Annotated in this window: 25 protein-coding genes; 17 read left to right on the forward strand and 8 right to left on the reverse strand. The window is 41.8% G+C overall.

What is annotated here, in order from left to right:
• Positions 1–65: 65 nt before the first annotated feature.
• The 9 genes from AN213_RS18520 to AN213_RS18560 all read left to right on the forward strand — a co-directional run bounded on the left by AN213_RS18520 (position 66) and on the right by AN213_RS18560 (position 7,904).
• Positions 66–1,952 (forward strand): transglycosylase SLT domain-containing protein, encoded by a 1,887-nt coding sequence (locus AN213_RS18520; RefSeq protein WP_054563767.1) that lies wholly within the window; start codon positions 66–68, stop codon positions 1,950–1,952.
• A gap of 93 nt (positions 1,953–2,045) precedes the next feature.
• On the forward strand, positions 2,046–3,368 hold the full coding sequence (pepQ, locus tag AN213_RS18525) for a Xaa-Pro dipeptidase (protein ID WP_054563768.1): 1,323 nt from the start codon (positions 2,046–2,048) through the stop codon (positions 3,366–3,368).
• A 57-nt stretch (positions 3,369–3,425) separates the two neighbouring features.
• Positions 3,426–4,043 carry a YigZ family protein gene (locus AN213_RS18530; protein ID WP_055199316.1) on the forward strand — a complete coding sequence of 206 codons (618 nt, stop codon included), beginning with the start codon at positions 3,426–3,428 and terminating at the stop codon, positions 4,041–4,043.
• Positions 4,044–4,138: 95 nt separating this feature from the next.
• Positions 4,139–5,590 carry a TrkH family potassium uptake protein gene (locus AN213_RS18535; RefSeq protein ID WP_055199317.1) on the forward strand — a complete coding sequence of 484 codons (1,452 nt, stop codon included), beginning with the start codon at positions 4,139–4,141 and terminating at the stop codon, positions 5,588–5,590.
• Positions 5,591–5,628: 38 nt separating this feature from the next.
• Positions 5,629–6,285 (forward strand): flagellar brake protein, encoded by a 657-nt coding sequence (locus tag AN213_RS18540; protein ID WP_055022186.1) that lies wholly within the window; start codon positions 5,629–5,631, stop codon positions 6,283–6,285.
• A gap of 468 nt (positions 6,286–6,753) precedes the next feature.
• Positions 6,754–6,963, forward strand: coding sequence for a calmodulin (locus AN213_RS18545; RefSeq protein WP_054563772.1), 210 nt, complete (start codon positions 6,754–6,756; stop codon positions 6,961–6,963).
• Between the two features lie 67 nt (positions 6,964–7,030).
• Positions 7,031–7,243: a calmodulin gene (locus tag AN213_RS18550; RefSeq protein WP_055199318.1), complete on the forward strand. Its 213-nt coding sequence runs from the start codon at positions 7,031–7,033 to the stop codon at positions 7,241–7,243.
• A gap of 140 nt (positions 7,244–7,383) precedes the next feature.
• On the forward strand, positions 7,384–7,599 hold the full coding sequence (locus AN213_RS18555; RefSeq protein ID WP_055022185.1) for a calmodulin: 216 nt from the start codon (positions 7,384–7,386) through the stop codon (positions 7,597–7,599).
• 86 nt (positions 7,600–7,685) lie between these two features.
• Positions 7,686–7,904, forward strand: coding sequence for an EF-hand domain-containing protein (locus tag AN213_RS18560; RefSeq protein WP_054563774.1), 219 nt, complete (start codon positions 7,686–7,688; stop codon positions 7,902–7,904).
• Between the two features lie 81 nt (positions 7,905–7,985).
• Here the strand turns inward: AN213_RS18560 and trkA are convergent, their stop codons facing one another.
• From trkA to def, 4 genes are read right to left on the reverse strand one after another with little or no spacing between them, the layout of a single operon-like run.
• On the reverse strand, positions 7,986–9,362 hold the full coding sequence (trkA, locus tag AN213_RS18565) for a Trk system potassium transporter TrkA (protein WP_055199319.1): 1,377 nt from the start codon (positions 9,360–9,362) through the stop codon (positions 7,986–7,988).
• A 12-nt stretch (positions 9,363–9,374) separates the two neighbouring features.
• A complete protein-coding gene (gene rsmB / locus AN213_RS18570; protein ID WP_055199320.1) occupies positions 9,375–10,661 on the reverse strand; it encodes a 16S rRNA (cytosine(967)-C(5))-methyltransferase RsmB in 1,287 nt (428 codons plus the stop codon).
• Complete coding sequence (gene fmt / locus AN213_RS18575) at positions 10,654–11,607, reverse strand: methionyl-tRNA formyltransferase (RefSeq protein WP_055199321.1); 954 nt, start codon at positions 11,605–11,607, stop codon at positions 10,654–10,656. The genes rsmB and fmt overlap by 8 nt, the downstream gene beginning before the upstream one ends.
• 20 nt (positions 11,608–11,627) lie before the next feature.
• Positions 11,628–12,137: a peptide deformylase gene (def, locus tag AN213_RS18580; RefSeq protein ID WP_054554770.1), complete on the reverse strand. Its 510-nt coding sequence runs from the start codon at positions 12,135–12,137 to the stop codon at positions 11,628–11,630.
• A 118-nt stretch (positions 12,138–12,255) separates the two neighbouring features.
• On the opposite strand from def, the gene AN213_RS18585 reads away from it, so the two are divergent.
• The 6 genes from AN213_RS18585 to hemF all read left to right on the forward strand — a co-directional run bounded on the left by AN213_RS18585 (position 12,256) and on the right by hemF (position 17,163).
• Positions 12,256–13,374: a LysM peptidoglycan-binding domain-containing protein gene (locus tag AN213_RS18585; RefSeq protein WP_055199322.1), complete on the forward strand. Its 1,119-nt coding sequence runs from the start codon at positions 12,256–12,258 to the stop codon at positions 13,372–13,374.
• A 30-nt stretch (positions 13,375–13,404) separates the two neighbouring features.
• On the forward strand, positions 13,405–14,502 hold the full coding sequence (dprA, locus tag AN213_RS18590; protein WP_054563779.1) for a DNA-processing protein DprA: 1,098 nt from the start codon (positions 13,405–13,407) through the stop codon (positions 14,500–14,502).
• Positions 14,495–14,968 (forward strand): DUF494 family protein, encoded by a 474-nt coding sequence (locus AN213_RS18595; protein ID WP_054563780.1) that lies wholly within the window; start codon positions 14,495–14,497, stop codon positions 14,966–14,968. The genes dprA and AN213_RS18595 overlap by 8 nt, the downstream gene beginning before the upstream one ends.
• Before the next feature lie 71 nt (positions 14,969–15,039).
• Positions 15,040–15,609, forward strand: coding sequence for a type I DNA topoisomerase (locus tag AN213_RS18600; RefSeq protein ID WP_055199323.1), 570 nt, complete (start codon positions 15,040–15,042; stop codon positions 15,607–15,609).
• Positions 15,610–15,643: 34 nt separating this feature from the next.
• The gene (locus AN213_RS18605; RefSeq protein ID WP_055199324.1) at positions 15,644–16,210 is read left to right on the forward strand and encodes an L-threonylcarbamoyladenylate synthase; all 567 of its coding nucleotides are present in this window, start codon (positions 15,644–15,646) and stop codon (positions 16,208–16,210) included.
• A gap of 2 nt (positions 16,211–16,212) precedes the next feature.
• Entirely contained in the window at positions 16,213–17,163 is a 951-nt protein-coding gene (gene hemF / locus AN213_RS18610) for an oxygen-dependent coproporphyrinogen oxidase (RefSeq protein ID WP_055199325.1), read from the forward strand.
• Here hemF and AN213_RS18615 read toward each other — a convergent pair.
• From AN213_RS18615 to AN213_RS18625, 3 genes are all read right to left on the reverse strand, one after another.
• Positions 17,160–17,612 (reverse strand): hypothetical protein, encoded by a 453-nt coding sequence (locus AN213_RS18615; RefSeq protein WP_054563784.1) that lies wholly within the window; start codon positions 17,610–17,612, stop codon positions 17,160–17,162. The genes hemF and AN213_RS18615 overlap by 4 nt on opposite strands.
• Positions 17,613–17,678: 66 nt before the next feature.
• On the reverse strand, positions 17,679–19,274 hold the full coding sequence (locus AN213_RS18620; RefSeq protein WP_054563785.1) for a methyl-accepting chemotaxis protein: 1,596 nt from the start codon (positions 19,272–19,274) through the stop codon (positions 17,679–17,681).
• A gap of 81 nt (positions 19,275–19,355) precedes the next feature.
• Positions 19,356–19,787: a group II truncated hemoglobin gene (locus AN213_RS18625; protein ID WP_054554758.1), complete on the reverse strand. Its 432-nt coding sequence runs from the start codon at positions 19,785–19,787 to the stop codon at positions 19,356–19,358.
• A 41-nt stretch (positions 19,788–19,828) separates the two neighbouring features.
• On the opposite strand from AN213_RS18625, the gene aroE reads away from it, so the two are divergent.
• Entirely contained in the window at positions 19,829–20,653 is an 825-nt protein-coding gene (aroE, locus tag AN213_RS18630) for a shikimate dehydrogenase (protein ID WP_055199326.1), read from the forward strand.
• Positions 20,650–20,904 (forward strand): DUF1488 domain-containing protein, encoded by a 255-nt coding sequence (locus AN213_RS18635; protein WP_055022178.1) that lies wholly within the window; start codon positions 20,650–20,652, stop codon positions 20,902–20,904. Before aroE ends, AN213_RS18635 begins: the two co-directional genes overlap by 4 nt.
• Here the strand turns inward: AN213_RS18635 and AN213_RS18640 are convergent.
• The gene (locus tag AN213_RS18640; RefSeq protein WP_055199327.1) at positions 20,901–21,434 is read right to left on the reverse strand and encodes a gamma carbonic anhydrase family protein; all 534 of its coding nucleotides are present in this window, start codon (positions 21,432–21,434) and stop codon (positions 20,901–20,903) included. The genes AN213_RS18635 and AN213_RS18640 overlap by 4 nt on opposite strands.
• Positions 21,435–21,839 lie beyond the last annotated feature (405 nt).

Genomic DNA, 21,839 nt, shown 5'->3' on the forward strand with positions numbered 1-21,839 from the left:
GTTTGGTGCTAAGGTGTAGGAGAAGTTTTTTGTTATTAATTCTTTAATTTTTGTTAAAGGTCATCATGAAAAAACAACTCCTTGGTTGGACAGCTGCCGCATTACTTTTTCCTTTTTTTGCAGCTGAAGCCAACGATAAACATGACGCTTTTTTAAAAGCAGAAAAAAAGGCGCGTTACGGTGATTATCAAGACATGAAAGAGGCAGCAAGTGGGCTTGATCACCCTTTGAAGCCTTATGTCGAAAAGGCTTATTGGCAACGTAATCCGAGCTTAAAACACCAGACAGAAATCGAAAACTACCTCAATGTTTACCAAAACACGCCACTAGAGTGGCCTGTACGTAAGGCATGGCTAAATTACTTAAAAAAGTACAACAAAAAAGCGGCTTATATTCGTAACTATCGCGAAACAAGCAATAACGAATTGACCTGTCCTTATTTAAGTTTTCAATTGGACTTAGGTGCGCCTGAAAAAGCCATCATGAATCAAGTTACTGATTTATGGGTGGTAGGAAAATCACAACCAAAAGAGTGCGATAAGTTGTTCTCTCTTTGGAAGAAAAAAGGTTACCAGACCGAAGAGCGGGTTTGGCAGCGCATTAGCTTGGCTGCCGAAGGGGGCTCATCAAGTTTAATCCCATACTTAAAAACACTACTGCCTCGTGCTGACCAATATTTAGCTGATTTATATCTAAAGGTACGCAAAGATCCGAGTGCTTCAGCGGGCCTTTATCGCTACAAGAAAAAATCAGCTAAAGAAGGGCAGATTGCGATTTATGGAGTTAAGCGCCTAGTATGGCGAGATAAAGACCTTGCACTGCGTGCCTGGGAAAAGCTCGAAACCATGTTCGATTATACAGACGAGCAAAAAGCGGATGTTTACTACAGCTTTGCCTTGTCGCTTGCTTCAAGTGGCCACCAACAAGCGCGCTTTTGGTTAAATAAAGTGCCTAAAGACCGTCAAACTAGAAAGTTAATGCAATGGCAACTTGGCAATATGTTAGAGAGACAAGATTGGTCTGGCATTGTGGCATTTTTTACAGGCAAAGAAAACCTGAGCCTAGGTCAACAATATTGGTTAGCATATAGCTTAAACCAACGTGGTGAAGTCGAGCGTGCTCGTGAAATCTGGCAAACAGTAGCTAAAGAGCGTGATTATTACGGCTTTTTAGCATCTGCACGCTTAGGTATTCCGGTTAGCTTAAATAATAAAGAGATAAATATTAGTAATAAGCTAAAGCTTGAAGTGGCGAATGCTCCAGGCTTTAAGCGAGCTCGTGCTTTATATGAGCTTGAGCGCTTTACATCTGCGCGTCGTGAGTGGAATTATTTAACGGGTACATCAACCAAAGAAGAAAAGCTCGCCGCGTCTTTGCTTGCTGCTGAACTTGATTGGTACGACAGTACTATCTACACTTTGGCGCAGTTAAAAGAGTGGGACTATGTCGACTTACGTTTCCCATTTGCGTTCAAAGATGTATTTGCAACATATAGCAGTCGCAGCCATATTGATGTTGCTTGGAGCATTGCAATTTCACGCCGTGAAAGTTCTTTTGCGCCCGATGCACGTTCTCATGCCAATGCCCATGGTTTGATGCAGTTGTTACCAAGCACTGCTAAGTATATGAATAAAAGCTCTGTATCACGAAAGCAGTTATACCAGCCTCGTACTAATATTCGTCTTGGTAGTGAGTATTTGCAGTATTTGAAAAAGAAAAACCACGGCAACGAAATCCTTGCAACGGCTTCTTATAATGCGGGTTATCATCGTATTAAACGTTGGATCCCAGAGCAAGCTATGCCAGCTGAACTGTGGATTGAGTTAATTCCTTATACAGAAACACGAAACTACGTTAAGAATGTATTTGCTTACAGACAGGTATACCATACTCGATTAGGACGCGATGGCAATGTTCTAGCGCCAATTCTTGATATGTCGATGGGTGGTTAAACTCGATTTGTCACACTATCCTCCCTCAGTTGGGGGATGGTGCTAGCTATGATAGACTGCTAACAAGTTAAATTTACTAAAGATGGGTTTACTATGGATAAATTAGCGGTGTTATATGCCGAACATATTGCAACCTTGCAACAACGCACTCGAACAATTACAGAGCGTGAAGGTTTAGAAGGGTTAGTAATTCACTCAGGTCAGGCTAAACGTCAGTTTTTAGATGACATGTATTATCCGTTTAAGGTGAATCCGCAATTTAAAGCTTGGTTACCAGTGATCGACAACCCACATTGTTGGATTGTGGTTGATGGTGCATCTAAGCCGAAACTGATTTTTTATCGTCCTGTCGACTTTTGGCATAAAGTACCTGACGAACCACGTGATTTTTGGGCTGAGTATTTTGATATTGAATTATTAGTACAGCCAGATCAGGTAGAAAAACTGCTTCCTTATGATAAAGCTAAATATGCCTATATCGGTGAATACCTAGAAGTAGCGCAAGCGCTGGGCTTTAGTATTATGAACCCAGAGCCAGTTATGAACTACCTTCATTTTCATCGTGCTTATAAAACGCAGTATGAGCTTGAGTGTTTACGCCAAGCTAACCGTATCGCGGTAGATGGCCACAAAGCAGCACGTGATACGTTTTTTGCTGGTGGTTCAGAGTTTGATATTCAGCAAGCTTACCTTATGGCTACCCGCCAGAGTGAAAACGAGATGCCTTACGGCAATATCGTTGCACTAAATGAGAACTGTGCAATTTTACATTACACGCATTTTGAACCTAAAGCGCCGCAAACGCATCACTCTTTCCTTATTGACGCAGGTGCAAACTTTAATGGTTATGCTGCTGATATCACACGTACTTATGATTTTAAAAAGTCAGGTGAGTTTAGCGATTTAATTAAAGTAATGACTGAGCATCAAATCGCTTTAGGTAAAGCATTAAAACCTGGCTTGTTATACGGTGAATTGCATTTAGATTGTCACCAGCGTGTAGCGCAAGTACTAAGCGACTTTAATATTGTGAAGTTACCAGCCGCTGAAATTGTTGAGCGTGGTATTACGTCGACGTTCTTCCCGCATGGTCTTGGTCATCACCTTGGTTTACAAGTTCACGATATGGGTGGCTTCATGGCTGATGATACAGGTGCGCACCAAGCACCACCTGAAGGTCATCCGTTCCTACGTTGCACTCGCTTAATCGAAAAGAACCAAGTATTTACTATTGAACCTGGTTTATACTTTATCGACTCGTTATTAGGTGACCTTGCGCAAACTGACAACAAACAGTTTATTAACTGGGAAAAAGTTGAAGAGTTTAAGCCATTTGGCGGTATCCGTATTGAAGATAATATTATCGTTCATGAAGATAGCCTAGAAAACATGACCCGTGATCTACACTTAGATTAACGATAAAGGTTAGTGAATATCGGGGCCAATAGGCCCCATTTTTTTAGATAAGCAATTATGTCTGAATACCAATATCCGGCTGAGCCGGTTTTTTACCAAGAAGAAATCAAAAAAAGCACCTTTATTGTGCATATTGCCCACACCCCAGATCTTGCGTCAGCAAAAGCCTTTATCAAAGAAATTCAAGATAAATACAGCGATGCTCGTCATAATTGCTGGGCACATGTTGCGGGTAACCCCGGTGGTAGTCATGTGTATGGCTTTTCTGATGATGGTGAGCCCAATGGCACAGCAGGTAAGCCAATGCTTAATGTATTAACAGGCTCTGGTATTGGTGAAATTACAGCGGTGGTTACCCGTTATTTCGGGGGCATCAAGCTTGGTACTGGTGGACTTGTTCGCGCTTACGGCGGTAGTTTAAATAATGCCATGCGCGAGCTTAAAACAATTACCAAAGTGCCTAGTGTTGAGCTGATAGGCCAAAGTGATTACAGCGTTCAAGGTGCAATCGAGCAGTTATTAAAAAATCAGTATCAGGTGCTTAATATCGAAAAACAATTTGCAGAGAACATCACATGGCAAATTGAAATCGATAGCCGTCAGGCAGAGCAAGCGATTGATGATATACATGAATTGACTCATGGCGAAGTTAGCCTAAAAGTCAGAAAAGTTTGAAATGTAAAAATAATACATTCCGTTTACTTACAATTAAGGCTGTAAGACAATAAACTGTATTAGCTAAACATTTAATAAGAAAGCGATACGCCTAGATGCAATTTCGTACCATAATAAAAATTCTCGGCCAGCTGGTGGCGTTATTTAGTATCACTATGGTGCCACCGGCACTGGTGTCTCTGATCTACAAAGACGGTGGTGGTGTGCCATTCATTCTCGCTTTCATCTTTAGTGTTGTGATTGGTTTAGCAGCTTATTATCCAAACCGTCATGAGCATGGTGATCTTAAAGCCCGTGAAGGCTTCTTGATTGTAGTCTTGTTCTGGTTGGTACTAGGTACCTTCGCTGCGGTTCCTTTAGTGTTTTTACAAGAGCCAAATCTTTCCTTAGCTGACTCTGTATTTGAGGCCTTTTCAGGGCTGACAACGACAGGGGCTACCGTACTTACGGGTATAGAATACCTACCTAAATCAGTCCTTTTTTATCGCCAGCAATTGCAATGGTTAGGTGGTATGGGGATCATCGTACTAGCAGTCGCGGTACTGCCTATGCTAGGGGTCGGTGGTATGCAGCTATACCGTGCAGAAACACCAGGTCCGGTTAAAGACTCAAAAATGACACCGCGTATTGCCGATACCGCAAAGCATCTTTGGTATATCTATGTATCGCTGACGATAGCCTGTACGCTTGCTTATTGGGCTGCAGGAATGGATTGGTTTGATGCAATCTGTCATGCGTTCTCTACGATTGCGATAGGCGGCTTCTCTACCTACGATGCATCAATGGGGCAGTTTGATAGCCCATTAATTAACTTTATTTGCGTAGTGTTTTTGCTGATCGCAGCCATTAACTTCTCGCTGCATTATGCGGCGGTAGCTTCACGCAATATTCGTGTTTATTTACGCGACCCTGAATTTAAAGTGTTCTTATTGATTCAATTAGCATTGGTCATTGTCTGTTTTACTGTACTGTCTTCAAATAATATTTATGCTGATGGTGATGAGACTCTCGATCAAGCTATGTTCCAAGCGGTATCAATGAGTACTACCGCGGGCTTTGCGACAGACAACTTCTCAGCATGGCCGCTGTTCTTACCTATTTTACTTATTTTCTCAAGTTTTATTGGCGGCTGTGCCGGCTCTACCGGTGGTGGTATGAAGGTCGTGCGGGTGTTCTTACTTTACTTACAAGGTATTCGTGAGCTCAATCGTCTTGTGCATCCAAGGGCTATTTATTCAATTAAATTAGGCCGAAAAGCACTCCCAGATAAAGTTGTAGAAGCTGTTTGGGGCTTTTTCTCTGCGTATGCTTTGGTGTTTGTCATTATTATGTTGGCGCTGATGGGCACCGGCATGGATAACATCAGTGCATTCTCAGCAACAGCTGCTTGCTTAAATAACTTAGGCCCAGGTTTAGGTGAAGTCGCTGCTCATTACGGAGCGATTTCTGATACGGCAAAATGGCTACTTACTATTGCAATGGTATTTGGTCGTTTAGAAATATTCACCCTATTAGTGTTATTTACGCCAACCTTCTGGCGAGGCTAATCAAAGTAAGGTGATTATCTAGAAGTGGAGGCATTACTGTGCCAAAAACTCAAAAACAACGTAATCTAGAAAAGCTAACCTGTATCCCTGCGGGTAGTTTAGTGGATGTTGAAATTACCACACCAACCGACAGTAAACGCGTAAAAACAGAATTTATTGGTTTGATGAATGATCAGTACATCATTATCAATTACCCATCAGCAAAGCGTTTAGCAAATGGTAGTGATTTCATCAAAGATGGGGTGATGGTCGTTATACGCGCGGTACTTGAAGCGGGTGGTGGGCAAGTAATTGCTTTTCGTCAGCAAATAAGCGCCTTGGCATCGCATCCTCACCGTTTAATTTTTCTCGAGTTTCCTAAGCAAGTGCAGCTTTATAGCTTACGTAGTGAAGCACGTATTCCTACGTTATTCCCTGCAAACTTAGTCATTGCAGAGCAAAAACTGGCAGGGCTTATTAAAGATATTTCACTCACAGGCGTGCAGTTTGATCTTAATAGCAAGGAGGACTTAAGCGCTTTTAAAGGGCAAAGCTGCCAAATCACACTTAGTAAACGTGAGTTTAATGGCACAGTATGTAGCGTGCGTAAAAGAGCAGGCGGTTTTATGTTCGGTGTACAGCTTGATACGAGTGAAGATGAAATGAAAGCGTTTATGAAAGAGCACTTAATTGACCTTTCTGTGTTGGATATCTAATACCAATTCGCCATTTTGCAACAAAATGGCTATTTTCCCCGATTTAGCCCTATAAATATTAAAATTAATTTATAAATAAATTTAAATAACCAATTAAATCAATGTGTTATTAATTAAATTAATTTCGATTTTTTTCTTCAAGTTTTGTTGTTCAGATAGAGTTTATTTTCAAATTTCTAATTTTTCTGTTTTCTAATCCGAGTTAATCGCTATTGTCTCCATTTTAATCTTTGTAACTTATTGATTTTAAAGGTGACAAAAAACCAACCACCGAGCTTGTTGCAAAACAGCAACAAACAAATAGCGTTATTTCCCCCTAATTCTCGATATTATAATTTAATGCACTGATTTTATTGTTCTTTTTAACTTTGGCATCGAAGTTGAAATAGTCTTAGCGAACACAGAGAAAAACTGATTCAGGAACATATCCTTTATCACAGTTGAGACAACATTGAAGGAATAGTGATTATGAAAACGTTACACAAAACTTTAGCACTTGTAGCTCTTGCAACTTCATCAGCAGCGTTTGCCGCTGACTTTGACACACTGGATGTTAATGGCGATGGCGCTATCAGCAAAAGCGAAGCATCAGTAAGCGAAACGTTAATGAGCCAATTTAAAGAGCTTGATACAGACGGCAACGGTGAGCTGTCTAAACAAGAGTACTCAAAAGCTTAATTTCATTGTAAGGACACACTGAAAAGGACTTCTAACTCAAGACAACACATTTTGAAGGAATGACATTATGAACACAGTAAATAAAACACTAGCACTTATGGCACTAGTATCTTCATCAGCAGCATTTGCGATGAGTGATTTCGATACTCTAGATGTTGATGGCAATGGTGTTATCAGCCATAGCGAAGCATCGGTAGATGCAGAGCTAATGAGCAAATTCAGTGAATTAGACACTGACGGTAACGGTGAGTTATCGAAACAAGAATTTTCAAAAGCTTAATGTGATTAAGCAAAACCAGTTTATTTAGCTGATTAGTTCTGAGCTGCCAAAGACAGCCTAAATGGATAAGGGAATCCATGACAAAGGACAACACTGGAAGTGTGATCAGCTAACACTCTTAAAATTGAAGGAATATGATTATGAAAACAGTAAACAAAACATTAGCTTTAATCGCACTTGCATCTTCTTCAGCAGCTTTTGCAGCAACTGATTTTGACACTCTAGACGTAGACGGTAACGGCGTGGTTAGCAAAAGTGAAGCAGCCGTTGACGCAAAAATTATGTCGCAGTTTAAAACATTAGACGTGAATGGCGACGGCGTTCTTACTGAAGCAGAGTTCTCAGAAGCCGAATAACTGAATTAATACGTAGTTATACCAATTTCCACTAAACAGGGATCTCAGAAACGGATTTCACTCTTTTCAAATTCAAGGTAGTTATTATGAAACAGTTAAGCACAACAATCGCAATTTTAGCACTAGCAACATCATCAGCAGCCTTTGCACAAGGCGTAAGCTTTTCAACATTCGATACCGACGGTGATGGTGTGATCAGCAAAGAAGAAGCGTCTGCAAATATGCAGCTTGAAAAGTTATTTCCAGAGCTAGATAGCGATGGTAATGGCGAACTTTCAAAAGAAGAGTTCGCTCAAATTCAATAGAATCTTTTAGAAAAGTTAGGTACTTTCACTTCAAGAGTCGTAAAGCAGCTGTCATGGCTGCTTTTTTCGTTTATAAGCTTTTTACAAGAAGATAGCGCTTACTTGGAACAGCTTTTCAACAACCGTAATGTGCTTTTTATCAATCAAGAACATGATGACGTGGTCACCCGACTGAATAACTGTATCGTCATGGGCAATCAGTACATCATCGTTACGCACAATTGCACCAATGGTTGTTCCGGCTGGTAGTTTGATATCAGCAATTGCTCGGCCAACAACTTTAGAAGTATGCTCATCACCATGAGCGACAGCCTCAATGGCTTCTGCTGCACCCTTACGTAACGAATAAACATTAACGATGTCACCACGACGTACGTGTGTTAACAGCGCTGAAATAGTGGCTTGCTGAGGCGAAATAGCAATATCAATCTCACCGCCTTGTACTAGGTCAACATAAGCGCCACGCTGAATAAGTACCATGGTTTTTTGTGCGCCCATACGCTTTGCCAGCATCGCAGACATAATGTTTGCTTCATCGTCGTTAGTCACTGCGATGAATACATCCACTTGTTCAATATGTTCTTCAGATAACAGTTCTTGATCAGAGGCATCGCCACAAAATACCACGGTGTTATCAAGCATTTCAGATAGCTGCGAAGCACGCTCTTTATTGCGCTCAAGCAGCTTCACGCTGTGGTTTTTCTCAAGTGAACGCGCAAGGCCCGCACCGATATTACCACCACCAGCAATCATGATCTTTTTGTAAGAACGTTCGAGCTTTTGAAGCTCATTCATGACTGCTCGAATATGCTTTGTTGCAGCGATAAAGAACACTTCATCGTCCGCTTCGATAACCGTTGTGCCAAGCGGTTTAATCGCTTTACCTTGACGATAAATAGCCGCGACACGGGTTTCGACATTCGGGATGTGCTCTTTCAAGGCTGAAAGTGCATAACCCACCAGCAAACCACCGTAATAGGCTTTCACCGCAACCAGCGATAACATGCCATCGGCAAATTGTAATACCTGCAAAGCACCCGGATAGTCGATTAAGCGACGAATATACTTAGTTACCAGCGCTTCAGGAGCAATGTAGTGGTCAACAGGTAAGTCGTCGTTATGAAATAGCTTTTCACGGTACTTTAAGTATTGCTCTGAGCGAATACGGGCAATTTTGGTTGGTGTGTTAAAAATACTATAAGCAACTTGGCAAGCAACCATGTTCACTTCATCTGAACTGGTTACGGCAATAATCATATCGGCGTCTTCCGCACCTGCGCGACGCAGTACATCGGGATGCGCACTGTGGCCAGTAACACCTTGTAAGTCGTACTTATCTTGTAGCTCTCGCAAACGGTTACCGTCGATATCGACAACGGTGATCTCATTTTGCTCACCAACGAGGTTTTCTGCCAGTGTGCCACCAACTTGTCCGGCACCGAGTATGATTATTTTCATAGCTTGTTCTTATTAGTGTTTTTTAACTAGCTTTGCATAATAGAAACCGTCACTTTCACCAGGCAATAATTGCAGGCCAGGTAACGTTGGGGTGTCATTTTCATGTAAAGGTATGTGTTCAGCACTTGGATTATTGGCAAGGAACTTGGCAACTTGTTGTTGGTTCTCTTGCGGTAATACAGAGCAGGTCGCATAAACTAACGTACCACCAGGCTTAAGTAGAGGCCAGATGCTATTTAAGATATCGCCTTGTAAATTAGCCAGATCTTCAATATCAGATGCACGACGTAACCATTTAATGTCAGGGTGACGACGGATTACGCCTGTTGCTGAACAAGGCACATCAAGCAAAATACGGTCAAATTGCTGCTCATCCCACCAGATATGCGGTTGTGAAGCATCGGCACATTGTAAATCGGCAGCTAAACCAATACGCACTAAGTTTTGTTTAACGCGTTCTAGGCGCTCGCTGTCGCTATCAAGTGCTAATACGTCGGCGTCAGCAAGCTCTAGGATATGGCACGTTTTACCACCTGGCGCTGCGCACGCATCTAAAATGAAATCATCATTTTGAGGATCTAAAAAGCGTGCAGCTAATTGTGCCGCTGCATCTTGAACTGAGCAGGCTCCGGTATCAAACTCTGGTAATGCGTATACATCACATGGTTTAGCTAGTTTAATACCATCAGGAAAATCAGCATTAAGGGTATGCTCAATATCATTTGCTTTAAGCATTTCGCTGTATTCTTGGGTGCTGTATTGCGCTTGGTTTACACGTAACCACATAGGTGCTTGTAGCTGATTCGCTTCAAGAATTTCTTGCCAGTTATCAGGATAAGCTGCAGTAACTTGTTTGATAAACCAACCTGGGTGGTTAAATTTGCAAACAGGAATTTGCTTTGCTTTTTCTTCAAGCTCAACTTGTTCACGTTGGAAACTGCGTAAAATAGCGTTAATCAGGCCTTTTAAACCCAGTGCGCGCATTTGCTGAAGCGCATTAACCGTTTCGCTGATTGCTGCATGAGGCGGTACACGCATGTGTTGAAGTTGGTAAATACCCACATACAACAAGAACTGAAAAATACGGCGCTTACCTTTTAGTGGTTGATCTAAAAGTTGCTGACAATAATTTTCTAGGCTAGGTAAATAGCGCAGCACACCGTAGCAAATTTGTTGTAGTAGGGCTTTATCTTTCGGCGATAATCCTTGGCTTGCAAAAGGTAGTTCTTGATTTAGCGATGCACCTTTATCGACCACGTTATAGAGGGTTTCAGCAGCAAGTGCTCTTACATTACTCATTGCTTTGACCTAATACTGAGCCAGGTTCAACCCAATCACTGCGACCATTTAAAAAGTCAGTAACAGCCATTGGTTTTTTACCTTGTGGTTGAAGAAGGGTGATTTTAAGTGCATCTTGCCCACAGCCAACGGTAATACCTTGCTTATCAGCAGCAATGATTTTACCGGCTTGTGCAGTTTGCGATACAACTTCGGCTTGCCAAATTTTTACCGTTTGTCCTGCCATTTCAGTAAAGCAAACAGGCCATGGATTAAAGGCACGGATATTACGCTCAATTTGCGCAGCATCCATTGACCAATCAATATTGGCTTCGTCTTTTGATAGCTTCTTGGCGTAATTTGCTTGTGCGTCATCTTGCTTTTCTGGGGTGATTTCACCTGCAGCAAGACGATTGATTGTACTGATCAGTGCATCAGGACCAAGTGCAGCTAATTTATCGTATAAAGAGCTACTGGTTTCTGTGCTATCAATCGGGCAGCGGCTGATATGCAGCATATCGCCGGTATCTAAGCCTTCATCCATTTGCATTATTGTTACACCGGTTTCATTGTCACCAGCCCAAATAGCACGTTGGATCGGTGCAGCACCACGCCAGCGCGGTAAAATAGAGCCATGCACGTTTAAGCAGCCTAAGCGCGGTGCATCTAAAATCGCTTTTGGTAACAGTAAGCCGTACGCCACCACAATCATAATGTCGGCATTCAGGCTGGTAAGCTCTGCAAGTGCTTCATCTGATTTTAGTGATTGCGGTTGAAATACAGGTAAATCATGAGCAAGTGCCAGTTCTTTAACTTCACTGGCTTTTAGCTTTTTACCTCGGCCCGCTGGGCGATCAGGTTGGCTATATACACCAACAACTTCGTGCTCTGAGTCAATCAGTGCTTGTAAATGGCGCGCAGCGAAATCCGGCGTACCAGCAAAAATAATGCGTAATGGTTGTGTCACAGATATTCCTATTGATTAACTTATGATTTAGCAGCCAGCTTAGCTTCTTTCTCAAGCTTTTTACGGATACGTTGGCGCTTTAAAGGCGATAGATAATCAATAAATAGGGTGCCTTTAAGGTGATCAAGCTCATGCTGAATACAAATTGCTAATAGCTCGTCAGCGTCAAGGCTGAATTCTTCACCGTTTTCATTAAGCGCTTTAACAGTAACTGTTTCTGCGCGGTCAACTTTTGCGTATGAGTAAGGAACAGATAAACAGCCTTCTTCACTCACAGTTGAACCATCTTTTTTGGTGATTTCTGGGTTGATTAACACTAACGGTTGGTCGCGCTCTTCAGATACGTCGATCACCACAATTCGCTGGTGGATATCTACTTGCGTCGCTGCTAAGCCGATACCGTTTTCGTCATACATAGTTTCAAGCATGTCTTTGACGATTTGACGAACTTCATCGTTTACTTCTGGTACTTCTTTCGCGATTGTACGTAAACGCTCATCCGGAAATCTCAAAACTTCTAACCTAGCCATAGTTACCTTTTACACTTGTGATTCATTTAGGGTATTGTATGCTCTTATTTTAGCCATTCGTGTTCACCTTTAACAGGTTTTGGTCGATAATAATCTAAAAACAACTCAAGGAAGCCAAATGAGATACCCACTAGTTGCGGCTTTGTTAGCCATTAGCTGTGCTTTTCCGGTAGCTGCTGATGTTTTAACAATTAAAAAAGATGCACCAAAACAATATGTTGTCAAAAAAGGCGATACGCTTTGGGATATCTCGGGCGTGTATCTTGATGAACCTTGGCAATGGCCTGATTTATGGCAAATGAACCCGCAAATTGCGAATCCGCATTTAATATACCCGGGTGATGCGCTCACTTTAATTTACGATAAAGACGGAAATCCTCGTTTAGTTAAAAATGCGCGTTATAAAAAACTCTCGCCAGAAGGGCGAATTACACCAAAAGGCAAGCAAGCAGTGCCGACGTTGCCTTTGGAGTTGCTGCGCCCATATTTGAGTTATGAGCAAGCGATTAGCGCCGATGTTATTGCACAAAAACCATATATTTTGGGTGCCAGTGTTAATACCAAAATGAATACTATGGGCCATACGCTTTACGTTAAAGGTGACTTAACACTTAACGAAGCTTATGGCGTATACCGTAAAGGCAATGATCTTGTTGATCCAAATACCAATGAAGTACTAGCGAATAAAGCGGAATTAGTGGCGATTGTTCGCGCATTTAGAAGCGGTGACGTAGAAAACGGCGTACCTGCCTCAGTTAAAGTTGAACTGGTAAAACAAGAAATTAAGCCGCATGACTTTTTAATGCCGGCGATGGAAGGGCAAATTTTGCCAGCCTATTTCACTATGAAACGCCCTGAAGCAACTTTAGATGGCACTATTATCGCCGCAGCTAATGAAATGCGTGAATTTAGTACCATGGACATTGTTGTACTAAACTTAGGTTCAGACCAAGTGAAACCAGGTTTTGTACTTGATATTCAGCGTCAATCACCTGAAGTGTATGACGGCCGCAATGGTCCGCGTTACCGCGAAGATTCTAACAGTCTTGAGAAATTCATGACTGATGCAAATGATGTGTTAGGAATTGAAAGCGATGAAAACAGCAATGTATGGCACATGCCAAAGGAAAAAGTCGGTGAGTTAATGGTGTTTAAGGTATATGACAACGTTAGCTACGCATTGATTGTGAAGAATCAGCACCCGATCCGAGTTGGAGATTATGCAGTTATAAACTAACTCACAATTTGGGCGCTCTAAGGAGGGAGCATGGCACAGGTTTCAGGCAAGCTATCCCATTGGCTTGCCTTTTATTTATGTAAAGGGCTTGGAATAAAAAGCCTTATTGCATTAAGTCAAAAACAGCAACTGGATGAGCTATTTAAGCTATCTAGTTTAGAGCTTCAGCAGCTGGGCTTATCACAAAGCCAAGCCGATAACTTAGTTAATACTGACTGGCAGTTAGTAGCCCACTACCAAGAGTTAATAGCAAGACTTAAAATCAAAGTCATAAGCTACTTTGATAGCAGCTATCCGCCCTTACTCAAGCAAATAGCCAATGCACCTATCTTATTATTTTGTTTAGGTAACACAGAACTATTACTGTCACCGCAAATAGCAATTGTCGGTAGTCGTAATGCCACACCGACAGGGCTTGAAGTAGCTGCTGAGTTTGCCCATCAACTTTCTGCTGTTGGCATGACGGTGACATCAGGCATGGCTATGGGGATTGATGGTGCAGCCCATAAAGGCGCATTAGCAGGGTCAGGAAACACCATTGCCGTACTTGGTACGGGTATCGATATAGCTTATCCAAAACGCCATCGCTTACTCATTAAACAGGTTGCTGAGCGGGGCTTGTTGGTTTCTGAGTTCTTACCGGGAACGGCTGCTAATGCCGCTAATTTCCCGCGCCGAAACCGTATTATCTCTGGATTGTCATTAGGTGTATTGATTGTCGAAGCGCAAATTAAAAGTGGCTCATTGGTTACCGTACGCTATGCACTTGAGCAAAATAAAGAGGTGTTTGCCGTGCCAGGTTCAATAAAAAGCCCACTTTCAGAGGCAAGCCATTTTTTAATTAAGCAAGGCGCTAAATTGACAGAAAATATTACTGATATTCTTGATGAAGTGAGCTTTTTCTGTGAAAACAGTCTATATAGTATAGAACAGCCTATTGCAGATGAACCCGACTGCCCAGTGTTCAAAAGTATAGGGTATGAGGTAACAAGTGTTGATCAAATAACACAGCGCAGCCAATTACCTGTAGACGAAGTACAAGCTCGGTTACTCGACCTAGAGCTCGCAGATAAAATCGAACGAGTACTAGATGGTTATATAAGACTTGGAGGACATAAACATGTTTGACATCCTCATGTATCTTTTTGAAAACTATATCCATAGTGAAGCTGAAATCTTCACTGAAGAGAACGAACTTACCGATGAGTTGGTTCGTGCTGGCTTCAATAAACCTGAAATCTACAAAGCCCTTGATTGGCTAGAGCAACTTGCTGACTTACAACAAAGCGATATCTACCCGTACCTTAATGCCCAACCACAACATGCTATGCGTATTTACACTGATAGTGAATGCCAAATGTTAAGCGTGGAGTGTCGCGGTTTTTTAATGTTTATCGAGCAAATAGGTGTAATTAACACCGTAACTCGCGAAATGGTGATAGATAGACTTTGTGCTCTAGATAAACCATTTATTTCTTTGGAAGACCTAAAGTGGGTGGTGCTAATGGTGTTATTTAATGTACCAGGGTCAGAGCAAGCTTACGCACAAATGGAAGACTTAATATTTGACGAGCCAGCTGATGTATTACACTAAGTAGACTTTGCTTGTATCTTTGTTGAGTTTGGGTATATTAGGCGAAAATTAGCCAACCCCACAGGAATCTTATGAGTAAAATCGACCATTCTCTTTTTTCTGCAGATAAACATGCACTCGAAAAAGAGTATGAGGTTTGCCCTAAATGCGGTTCTGAATTGGTTATGCGCAACTCAAAGTCAGGGCCGTTCTTAGGCTGTGCCAGTTATCCAAAGTGTGACTTTATCCGCCCATTAGCTCATCACGATAGCCAACAAATAAAAGTACTCGAAGACAGTGCCTGCCCAGAGTGTGGTAAGCCATTAGTAATTAAAAATGGCCGCTACGGTATGTTTATTGGGTGTACTGGCTATCCTGTGTGCCACTATATTGCTCATGATGAAGAGCCTGACGATGCCCCTCAATTACCTGCTTGTCCTAAATGCAAAAAAGGCCAGTTGGTTGCGCGTAGTAATAAGTTTGGCAAAACCTTTTATTCTTGTGATGGCTATCCGCGCTGTAAATATACCCTTAACCACAAACCTGTGCCGACCGAGTGCCCGGCCTGCCAGTGGCCAATTATGACCGAAAAGAAAACTGCCTCAGGTGTTGTGTTACAATGCCCGCAGAAGTCGTGTATGCATAAGTTAGTCGAATCTTAATGCACTTGTAATTTGTTTATTTAGGAGAGTTTCTTTGTCTGATCCTGTTGCACAACCAGCCAATGCAATTGACGCTTTGCAGCAAGGCGGTGTAATCGTTTACCCAACCGAAGCTGTTTTTGGTCTTGGTTGCGATCCTGATAACCAAGCTGCGGTTGAAAAGCTTTTAGCCATCAAACAACGCCCTGTAGAAAAAGGCTTAATTTTAATTGCTGACAATTATGGCCAGTTATTAAAGTATGTAGATGATGCCAAAATCCCGATGGATAAACGAGCTGATATCTTTTCACAATGGCCAGGTGCTATCACTTGGGTGATGCCAGCAGCAAAAGAAACTCCAAAGTGGCTAACAGGCCAGTTTGATACTATTGCGGTACGTGTTACTGATCATCCAACGGTAAAAGCCCTGTGTCAGCAATTTGGTAAGCCGTTGGTGTCAACAAGTGCAAACTTAACCGGTCAAGAAACGGTAATGACTGTCGCACAAGCGAAAAGCGAATTTTCAGACACGGTAGATTTTTATGTTGATGAGCCGTTAGGTGGCAACAGCCAACCAAGTGTGATCAAAGACGCAGCGACCGGTAAAGTATTTAGAGGATAAACATGCAAAGCGAGCTACTCGAACAAGTTAAAACCTATTTAATGGCCTTACAAGATACAATTTGTCAGGGCCTTGAAAATGCTGACGGCAAAGCAAAATTTGTTGAAGATAATTGGCAGCGTGCAGAAGGCGGCGGTGGCCGTACTCGTGTTATCCAAGGTGGTAATGTCATCGAACAGGGTGGCGTAAACTACTCGCATGTATTTGGCGCGTCAATGCCAGCATCAGCAACAGCGCATCGTCCAGAGCTCGCGGGTCGTAGTTTTCATGCATGTGGTGTGTCATTAGTGATCCACCCTAATAATCCACATATTCCAACTAGCCATGCCAATGTCCGTTTCTTTATTGCCGAAAAAGAAGGCGAAGAGCCAATTTGGTGGTTTGGTGGTGGTTTTGATTTAACCCCTTATTACCCTGTTTTTGAAGATGTACAACATTGGCATCAGGTGGCTAGCGATTTATGTCAGCCATTCGGTGCAGAGGTTTACGATAAATATAAAAACTGGTGTGATGATTACTTTTATTTAAAACACCGCAGTGAAACTCGTGGTGTTGGTGGCTTGTTCTTTGATGATTTAAATGAGCTGGGCTTTGAACAAAGCTTTGCCTTTATGCAGGCGGTAGGAAATGGCTATTTAGATGCTTACCTTCCTATTATTGAGCGCCGTAAAGACACGCCAACAACCGAACAGCAACGCGACTTTCAATTGTATCGTCGTGGTCGTTATGTTGAGTTTAATCTTGTTTGGGACCGCGGCACATTATTTGGCTTACAAACAGGTGGACGTACTGAATCAATTTTGATGTCGATGCCACCATTAGCTCGTTGGGAATATAACTATGTACCTGCTGCAGATAGCCCTGAGGCTAAGTTGTATCAGTACTATTTACGCCCGCAAGATTGGTTAAATAGCAAAGAATCTGATTTAGTTGCACGTCAATGGCAGCTTTAATCAAGTATTGAAACCACTCGAACCAACATTGCGTTGTCACCCTCTACGAGGGTGGCAACACTGTCACTGCTAGGCAGCTCTGCCAAGACACTAAATAGCACTTCTGCTTTTAATATTTTTAGCTTATCAGGTGTTGTATCAATAGGTGCGCTAACCTGTGTTAAGCATTGACTGATATCACAGGCATAGAAATCAAGTTTCACCTGAAAATATTCAGGGTGCTGAATAAGCTTATCAAAACCACCAACAATACTTTGTTCATACTTATCGCTTTGTGAGGTTTTATCTTGGCTGAGAAGAGATTGAGCAATCTGTTGAATATCATCACGATGTATATATTCATTAACAGTGCTTATTTGATCCGCAGATTCATTCACGCTGTGTTGATAGGTAAATAGTAACGCTGCAATAATCCCAATACAGACTAAAAGAGTTGTTAAAAATTTCATTTAAACATCCTTATTTACTATGAAATACATATAACAACTCTAGCAGTTGCACGAAAAGCGCGCAATTTAGCTTAATTTAAAGCGTCTTACTTGCTCATCAAGTGAACGAGCTAACGACAACAGCTCTTCACTGACTTTTTGGTTTTCATGGGCATCGACTAATGAGTGCTCGGCATTATCACTAATTGCAATAACACTTTGGTTAATTTCTTCAGCCGCGAGGTTTTGCTGTTCAGTAGCATCAGCAATTTGCACGTTAAGTTGGTTTATCTCACTCATTTGTGAAGAAATATCACGTAATGCTTTAGCTACTTGCTTAACTTGCACAGCTCTTTCGTCTGCTTCTTCGCAAGAGTTATTCATGGTATTAACGGTTTGTGCCGCTTCACTTTGTAGCTTGTCGATAGTGCGGCGAATTTCGTCGGTTGAGTCATGGGTGCGGGTCGCTAAAGTACGTACTTCATCGGCTACCACAGCAAAGCCTCGGCCAGCTTCACCAGCACGAGCCGCCTCAATGGCTGCATTAAGTGCAAGTAAGTTTGTTTGTTCGGCAATGCTACTGATCACCTCGAGTACTTTACCAACATCTAACGTTTGGGTTTGCAGTTGACTTACTTGCTCGGCAGCTGCTCTAACATCTGCCGCAAGTTGATTAATACTTTGCTCAGTGTGCTCAGCAACATGTAAGCTTTGTTGTGCAAGTTGATTACTGTGCTCTGACTTTTCAGATGCAAAATGGGTGGTGTTTTTAACTTCGCTTGATGAGCTTTCTAGTTCATTGATGGCGGCAGCGACCGAATCTGTCCCTTGCTTTTGCTTTAAGATCGCTTGCTCGGTTGCATCCGCTGAGGCATAAATGCTTTCGGCAGAGTGGATCAATACCTTAGAAGAATGAGAAACTTGAGCAATATTATCTTTAAACGCACCAATCATGTGATTAAAGCTGGTGGCAAGAGAGCTAAGCTCGTCATTATTACTGTCATCTACCGTGAGGCTTAAATCTTTATTGGTGGTTGCCAAGTGCATGGTATGGCTAATGACTTTTAAGCGTTTGATGAAAATTTTTCTAAACATCACTGCTAGTAGTGAGAAAGCCGAAATGAAAATAGCCGCTAATAGTAGCGTGTTCATTAAGGTGTTTTGCGATACTTCTTGCTCAATATCAGCCAACGAATAACTAATTTTTACTACACCTAACACATCGCCTTCTTGTGCTTGATGGCAGCCTAAGCAGTTTGTTCCTTTATAATCACTGCGAGCAAACATAGGCTTTAGATAAGTCATCGTACTTTTTTGATTATCAATAAATAGTGCTTCAGTGCCTGTTAGTGCTTTTCGCTCAGCATCGTTAGTCGCAACTTGGTTGGCATTTCCAGGCCCATAAATTTTATTAACGATTGGACTACGTATGATATGAGCGTCTTCAATATTAGGGTGGCTTCTTAATTTAGTACTTAGAATTTCACGATTAGCCATAGTACCTGTCAGCATCATGGTATTAATAGAATCAAAGTAATTATCGGCAAGCAGTTTTATGTTACTTTCAACGGTATCTCTTGCTAATTCATGTTGTTGCTGGGCACTACTAAATATACTGGCAAATAATACCAATACGCCTGTTAGTGCTAACAAAGCATAAATTTTAAATTGGATAGACTTCATTCGACGACGCTTTTTCTAAATTAAGGAAAATTTATTATCTTTATTTAGAAAAAGCGTACATTGATATAGCGCAAAGCTTAGTTAGTTTTGATTGATCATATGGCTGGCGAGTTGCGATAACGACTGTCTTAACCCTTCGCGAAGTAGTGGGTTATCAATCTCGATATCAAGCGTTTTATTCATACAATGCATCCATTGGTCACGTAGGTCTTGATCAATAGGGAAAGGCATGTGACGCTTTCTTAGCATTGGGTGACCATATTTTTCAACGAATAGGTCTGGGCCGCCCAGCCAGCCAGATAAAAACTCAAAGAAGACTTGGCGAATTCTATCTAAAGGCTGCGGATGCATATCATATAATGGTTTGGCGTATTCATCTGTGGCCATTATGTCGTAAAATCGATTTGCAATTGCTCGAGCTCCTGCTTCACCGCCAATAATTTCGTAAGGTGTTTTTTCTGGGGTAGGTGTTTCAGGCGTTGGTTTCGATTTAGAAAAAAGTCGTTTAATCATAATATTAATAAAGCTCTACAGGGCGAAGAGGTTGCTTCACTATGGACAAATACGCGGTTTTTGGAAATCCAATAAAACATTCGAAATCACCCGCAATACACGCAGAATTTGCTGCATCATTAAACGAGCAAATACAATACAGCGCCATTTTAGCACCAACAGATGCATTTGAAAAAACTGTCGCTGAGTTTTTCGCTGCTGGTGGTAAAGGGGCTAATGTCACTTTGCCGTTTAAAGAGCAAGCGTTTGCTATGGTCGATGAACTAACAGAGCAAGCGAAAATTGCCGGAGCCGTAAATACTATTAAACAGCTTGAAGATGGCAGCCTACTGGGTGATAACACCGATGGTGTAGGACTTGTTAAAGATCTTTTAGCTAATAATGTCACCTTAAAAGGGCAGCGAGTTCTTCTTATTGGCGCCGGTGGTGCAGCGCGAGGTGTCATTCAGCCATTATTGAATGAGCATATCGAAAGCTTAACAATAGCCAACCGTACCGCCGAAAAAGCAAAGGCGCTAGCGAGTCATTTTAATGGTGAAATAGATGTACAGGGCTTTGCTTTAAATGATATCCCAGCAAACAACTATGATGTGGTGATTAATTCAACCTCAAGTAGTGTAACTGGAGACCTGCCGGGTATAGCTGAAGACCATGTTGCTACGTGTCAGTGCGCTTACGATATGTTTTACGCTAATGACGATACCGCATTTATTAGTTGGGTTAAGTCGATTAACACAACATGTTTAACACTCGATGGTTGTGGCATGCTAGTTGGCCAAGCAGCACAAGCTTATTTTGTATGGCGCAATAAAATGCCAGAAATTATTCCCGTTGTTATCGCGCTTAAAGCAGGAGAAATTGCGTGAATCAAGCTATTCAATTTATAGACAGACTCGAATTTAAGCCTGAAGAAAAGCAGTTGGTATTCTTCGCACAAGTAAGTGGCTTGATGGTGGAGTGTGTTATTAATACCAGCAAGTATGATTTTGCAGATCAAAGCAGTGCAGTAAATTACTTTGAATCTTATCGTTTCGATTACGAAGAACTCGCCGAGCAACTGATCGAAGATGAGCAGTATAACTCGGCAGGACAAATTGAATTAACCGAAGTGTTTTAGCCCTCAGCTAAGTATTCATCTTTAAGCTGAACATAATTATCAGCAGAGATTTTTAAAAAGGCGCGCTCTTGCTCTGTTAAAGGGCGAGCCTGTTTAACAGGGCTTCCTACATAGAGGTAACCAGACTCTAAACGCTTGTTAGGTGGTACCAGTGAACCACCACCAATGATCACATCATCTCCAACAATTGCGTTATCCATTACTATTGCGCCCATACCAACAAGTATACGATTACCAAGTTGGCAGCCGTGTAGCATAACTTTATGACCAACAGTGACATCATCACCAATAATAAGAGGGTAGCCATCGGGGTTTGACTTAGAGGCACGAGTTAAATGTAAAACACTGCCATCTTGAATGTTCGTACGTTCACCAATACGTATATAGTTAACATCACCTCGCGCAGCAACAAGAGGCCAAACACTTGAATCTTTACCAAGCGTAATATCACCCACTAAAACCGATGACTCATCAATATAAACACTATTATCGTATGTCGGAGTGATCCCTTTATAAGAACGGATAGTCATAAATTCACCTTTTAATTTTAAAATGCGCTCAGTCTAGTGTAACAGCGAAGCAAATAAATACACCAAAACAGGCCTAAATTGACTGCAAAACACCCAGTTTCAGGGCGTTTAGTTCAAAAGCTGAGCGAACAGTACGTTTTTTTAAATTTTATTGAAAAAAGTGCTTGCGTAAAAAATCCATCTCCCTATAATGCGACCCCACTGACACGGCGGGCAGCAACGAAAGATNATTGATCTGTTTTTGGATCTCCCTATAATGCGACCCCACTGACACGGCGGGCAGCAACGAAAGATGCTGAACAACGTAGCAGAGAGTTAAGTAAAACTTCGGTTTCAAATAATCGAAAGAAAGTTTGGAATTAAGTGTTGACTCGAAAAATTAAGGATGTATTATACGCATCCCTA

This window comes from Pseudoalteromonas sp. P1-8 (assembly GCF_001399985.1).
Classification (GTDB): domain Bacteria; phylum Pseudomonadota; class Gammaproteobacteria; order Enterobacterales; family Alteromonadaceae; genus Pseudoalteromonas.

What these genes read in the sequence shown, in the direction of transcription:
- AN213_RS18585 (WP_055199322.1), top strand. Translation starts at nt 12,256, where the DNA reads ATGAGATACCCACTAGTTGCGGCTTTGTTAGCCATTAGCTGTGCTTTT.
- def (WP_054554770.1), bottom strand. Translation starts at nt 12,137, where the DNA reads ATGGCTAGGTTAGAAGTTTTGAGATTTCCGGATGAGCGTTTACGTACA.
- hemF (WP_055199325.1), top strand. Translation starts at nt 16,213, where the DNA reads ATGCAAAGCGAGCTACTCGAACAAGTTAAAACCTATTTAATGGCCTTA.
- AN213_RS18600 (WP_055199323.1), top strand. Translation starts at nt 15,040, where the DNA reads ATGAGTAAAATCGACCATTCTCTTTTTTCTGCAGATAAACATGCACTC.
- dprA (WP_054563779.1), top strand. Translation starts at nt 13,405, where the DNA reads ATGGCACAGGTTTCAGGCAAGCTATCCCATTGGCTTGCCTTTTATTTA.
- AN213_RS18550 (WP_055199318.1), top strand. Translation starts at nt 7,031, where the DNA reads ATGAACACAGTAAATAAAACACTAGCACTTATGGCACTAGTATCTTCA.
- rsmB (WP_055199320.1), bottom strand. Translation starts at nt 10,661, where the DNA reads ATGAGTAATGTAAGAGCACTTGCTGCTGAAACCCTCTATAACGTGGTC.
- AN213_RS18545 (WP_054563772.1), top strand. Translation starts at nt 6,754, where the DNA reads ATGAAAACGTTACACAAAACTTTAGCACTTGTAGCTCTTGCAACTTCA.
- AN213_RS18640 (WP_055199327.1), bottom strand. Translation starts at nt 21,434, where the DNA reads ATGACTATCCGTTCTTATAAAGGGATCACTCCGACATACGATAATAGT.
- AN213_RS18620 (WP_054563785.1), bottom strand. Translation starts at nt 19,274, where the DNA reads ATGAAGTCTATCCAATTTAAAATTTATGCTTTGTTAGCACTAACAGGC.
- AN213_RS18535 (WP_055199317.1), top strand. Translation starts at nt 4,139, where the DNA reads ATGCAATTTCGTACCATAATAAAAATTCTCGGCCAGCTGGTGGCGTTA.
- aroE (WP_055199326.1), top strand. Translation starts at nt 19,829, where the DNA reads ATGGACAAATACGCGGTTTTTGGAAATCCAATAAAACATTCGAAATCA.
- AN213_RS18520 (WP_054563767.1), top strand. Translation starts at nt 66, where the DNA reads ATGAAAAAACAACTCCTTGGTTGGACAGCTGCCGCATTACTTTTTCCT.
- AN213_RS18530 (WP_055199316.1), top strand. Translation starts at nt 3,426, where the DNA reads ATGTCTGAATACCAATATCCGGCTGAGCCGGTTTTTTACCAAGAAGAA.
- pepQ (WP_054563768.1), top strand. Translation starts at nt 2,046, where the DNA reads ATGGATAAATTAGCGGTGTTATATGCCGAACATATTGCAACCTTGCAA.
- AN213_RS18595 (WP_054563780.1), top strand. Translation starts at nt 14,495, where the DNA reads ATGTTTGACATCCTCATGTATCTTTTTGAAAACTATATCCATAGTGAA.
- AN213_RS18560 (WP_054563774.1), top strand. Translation starts at nt 7,686, where the DNA reads ATGAAACAGTTAAGCACAACAATCGCAATTTTAGCACTAGCAACATCA.
- AN213_RS18555 (WP_055022185.1), top strand. Translation starts at nt 7,384, where the DNA reads ATGAAAACAGTAAACAAAACATTAGCTTTAATCGCACTTGCATCTTCT.
- AN213_RS18625 (WP_054554758.1), bottom strand. Translation starts at nt 19,787, where the DNA reads ATGATTAAACGACTTTTTTCTAAATCGAAACCAACGCCTGAAACACCT.
- AN213_RS18615 (WP_054563784.1), bottom strand. Translation starts at nt 17,612, where the DNA reads ATGAAATTTTTAACAACTCTTTTAGTCTGTATTGGGATTATTGCAGCG.
- trkA (WP_055199319.1), bottom strand. Translation starts at nt 9,362, where the DNA reads ATGAAAATAATCATACTCGGTGCCGGACAAGTTGGTGGCACACTGGCA.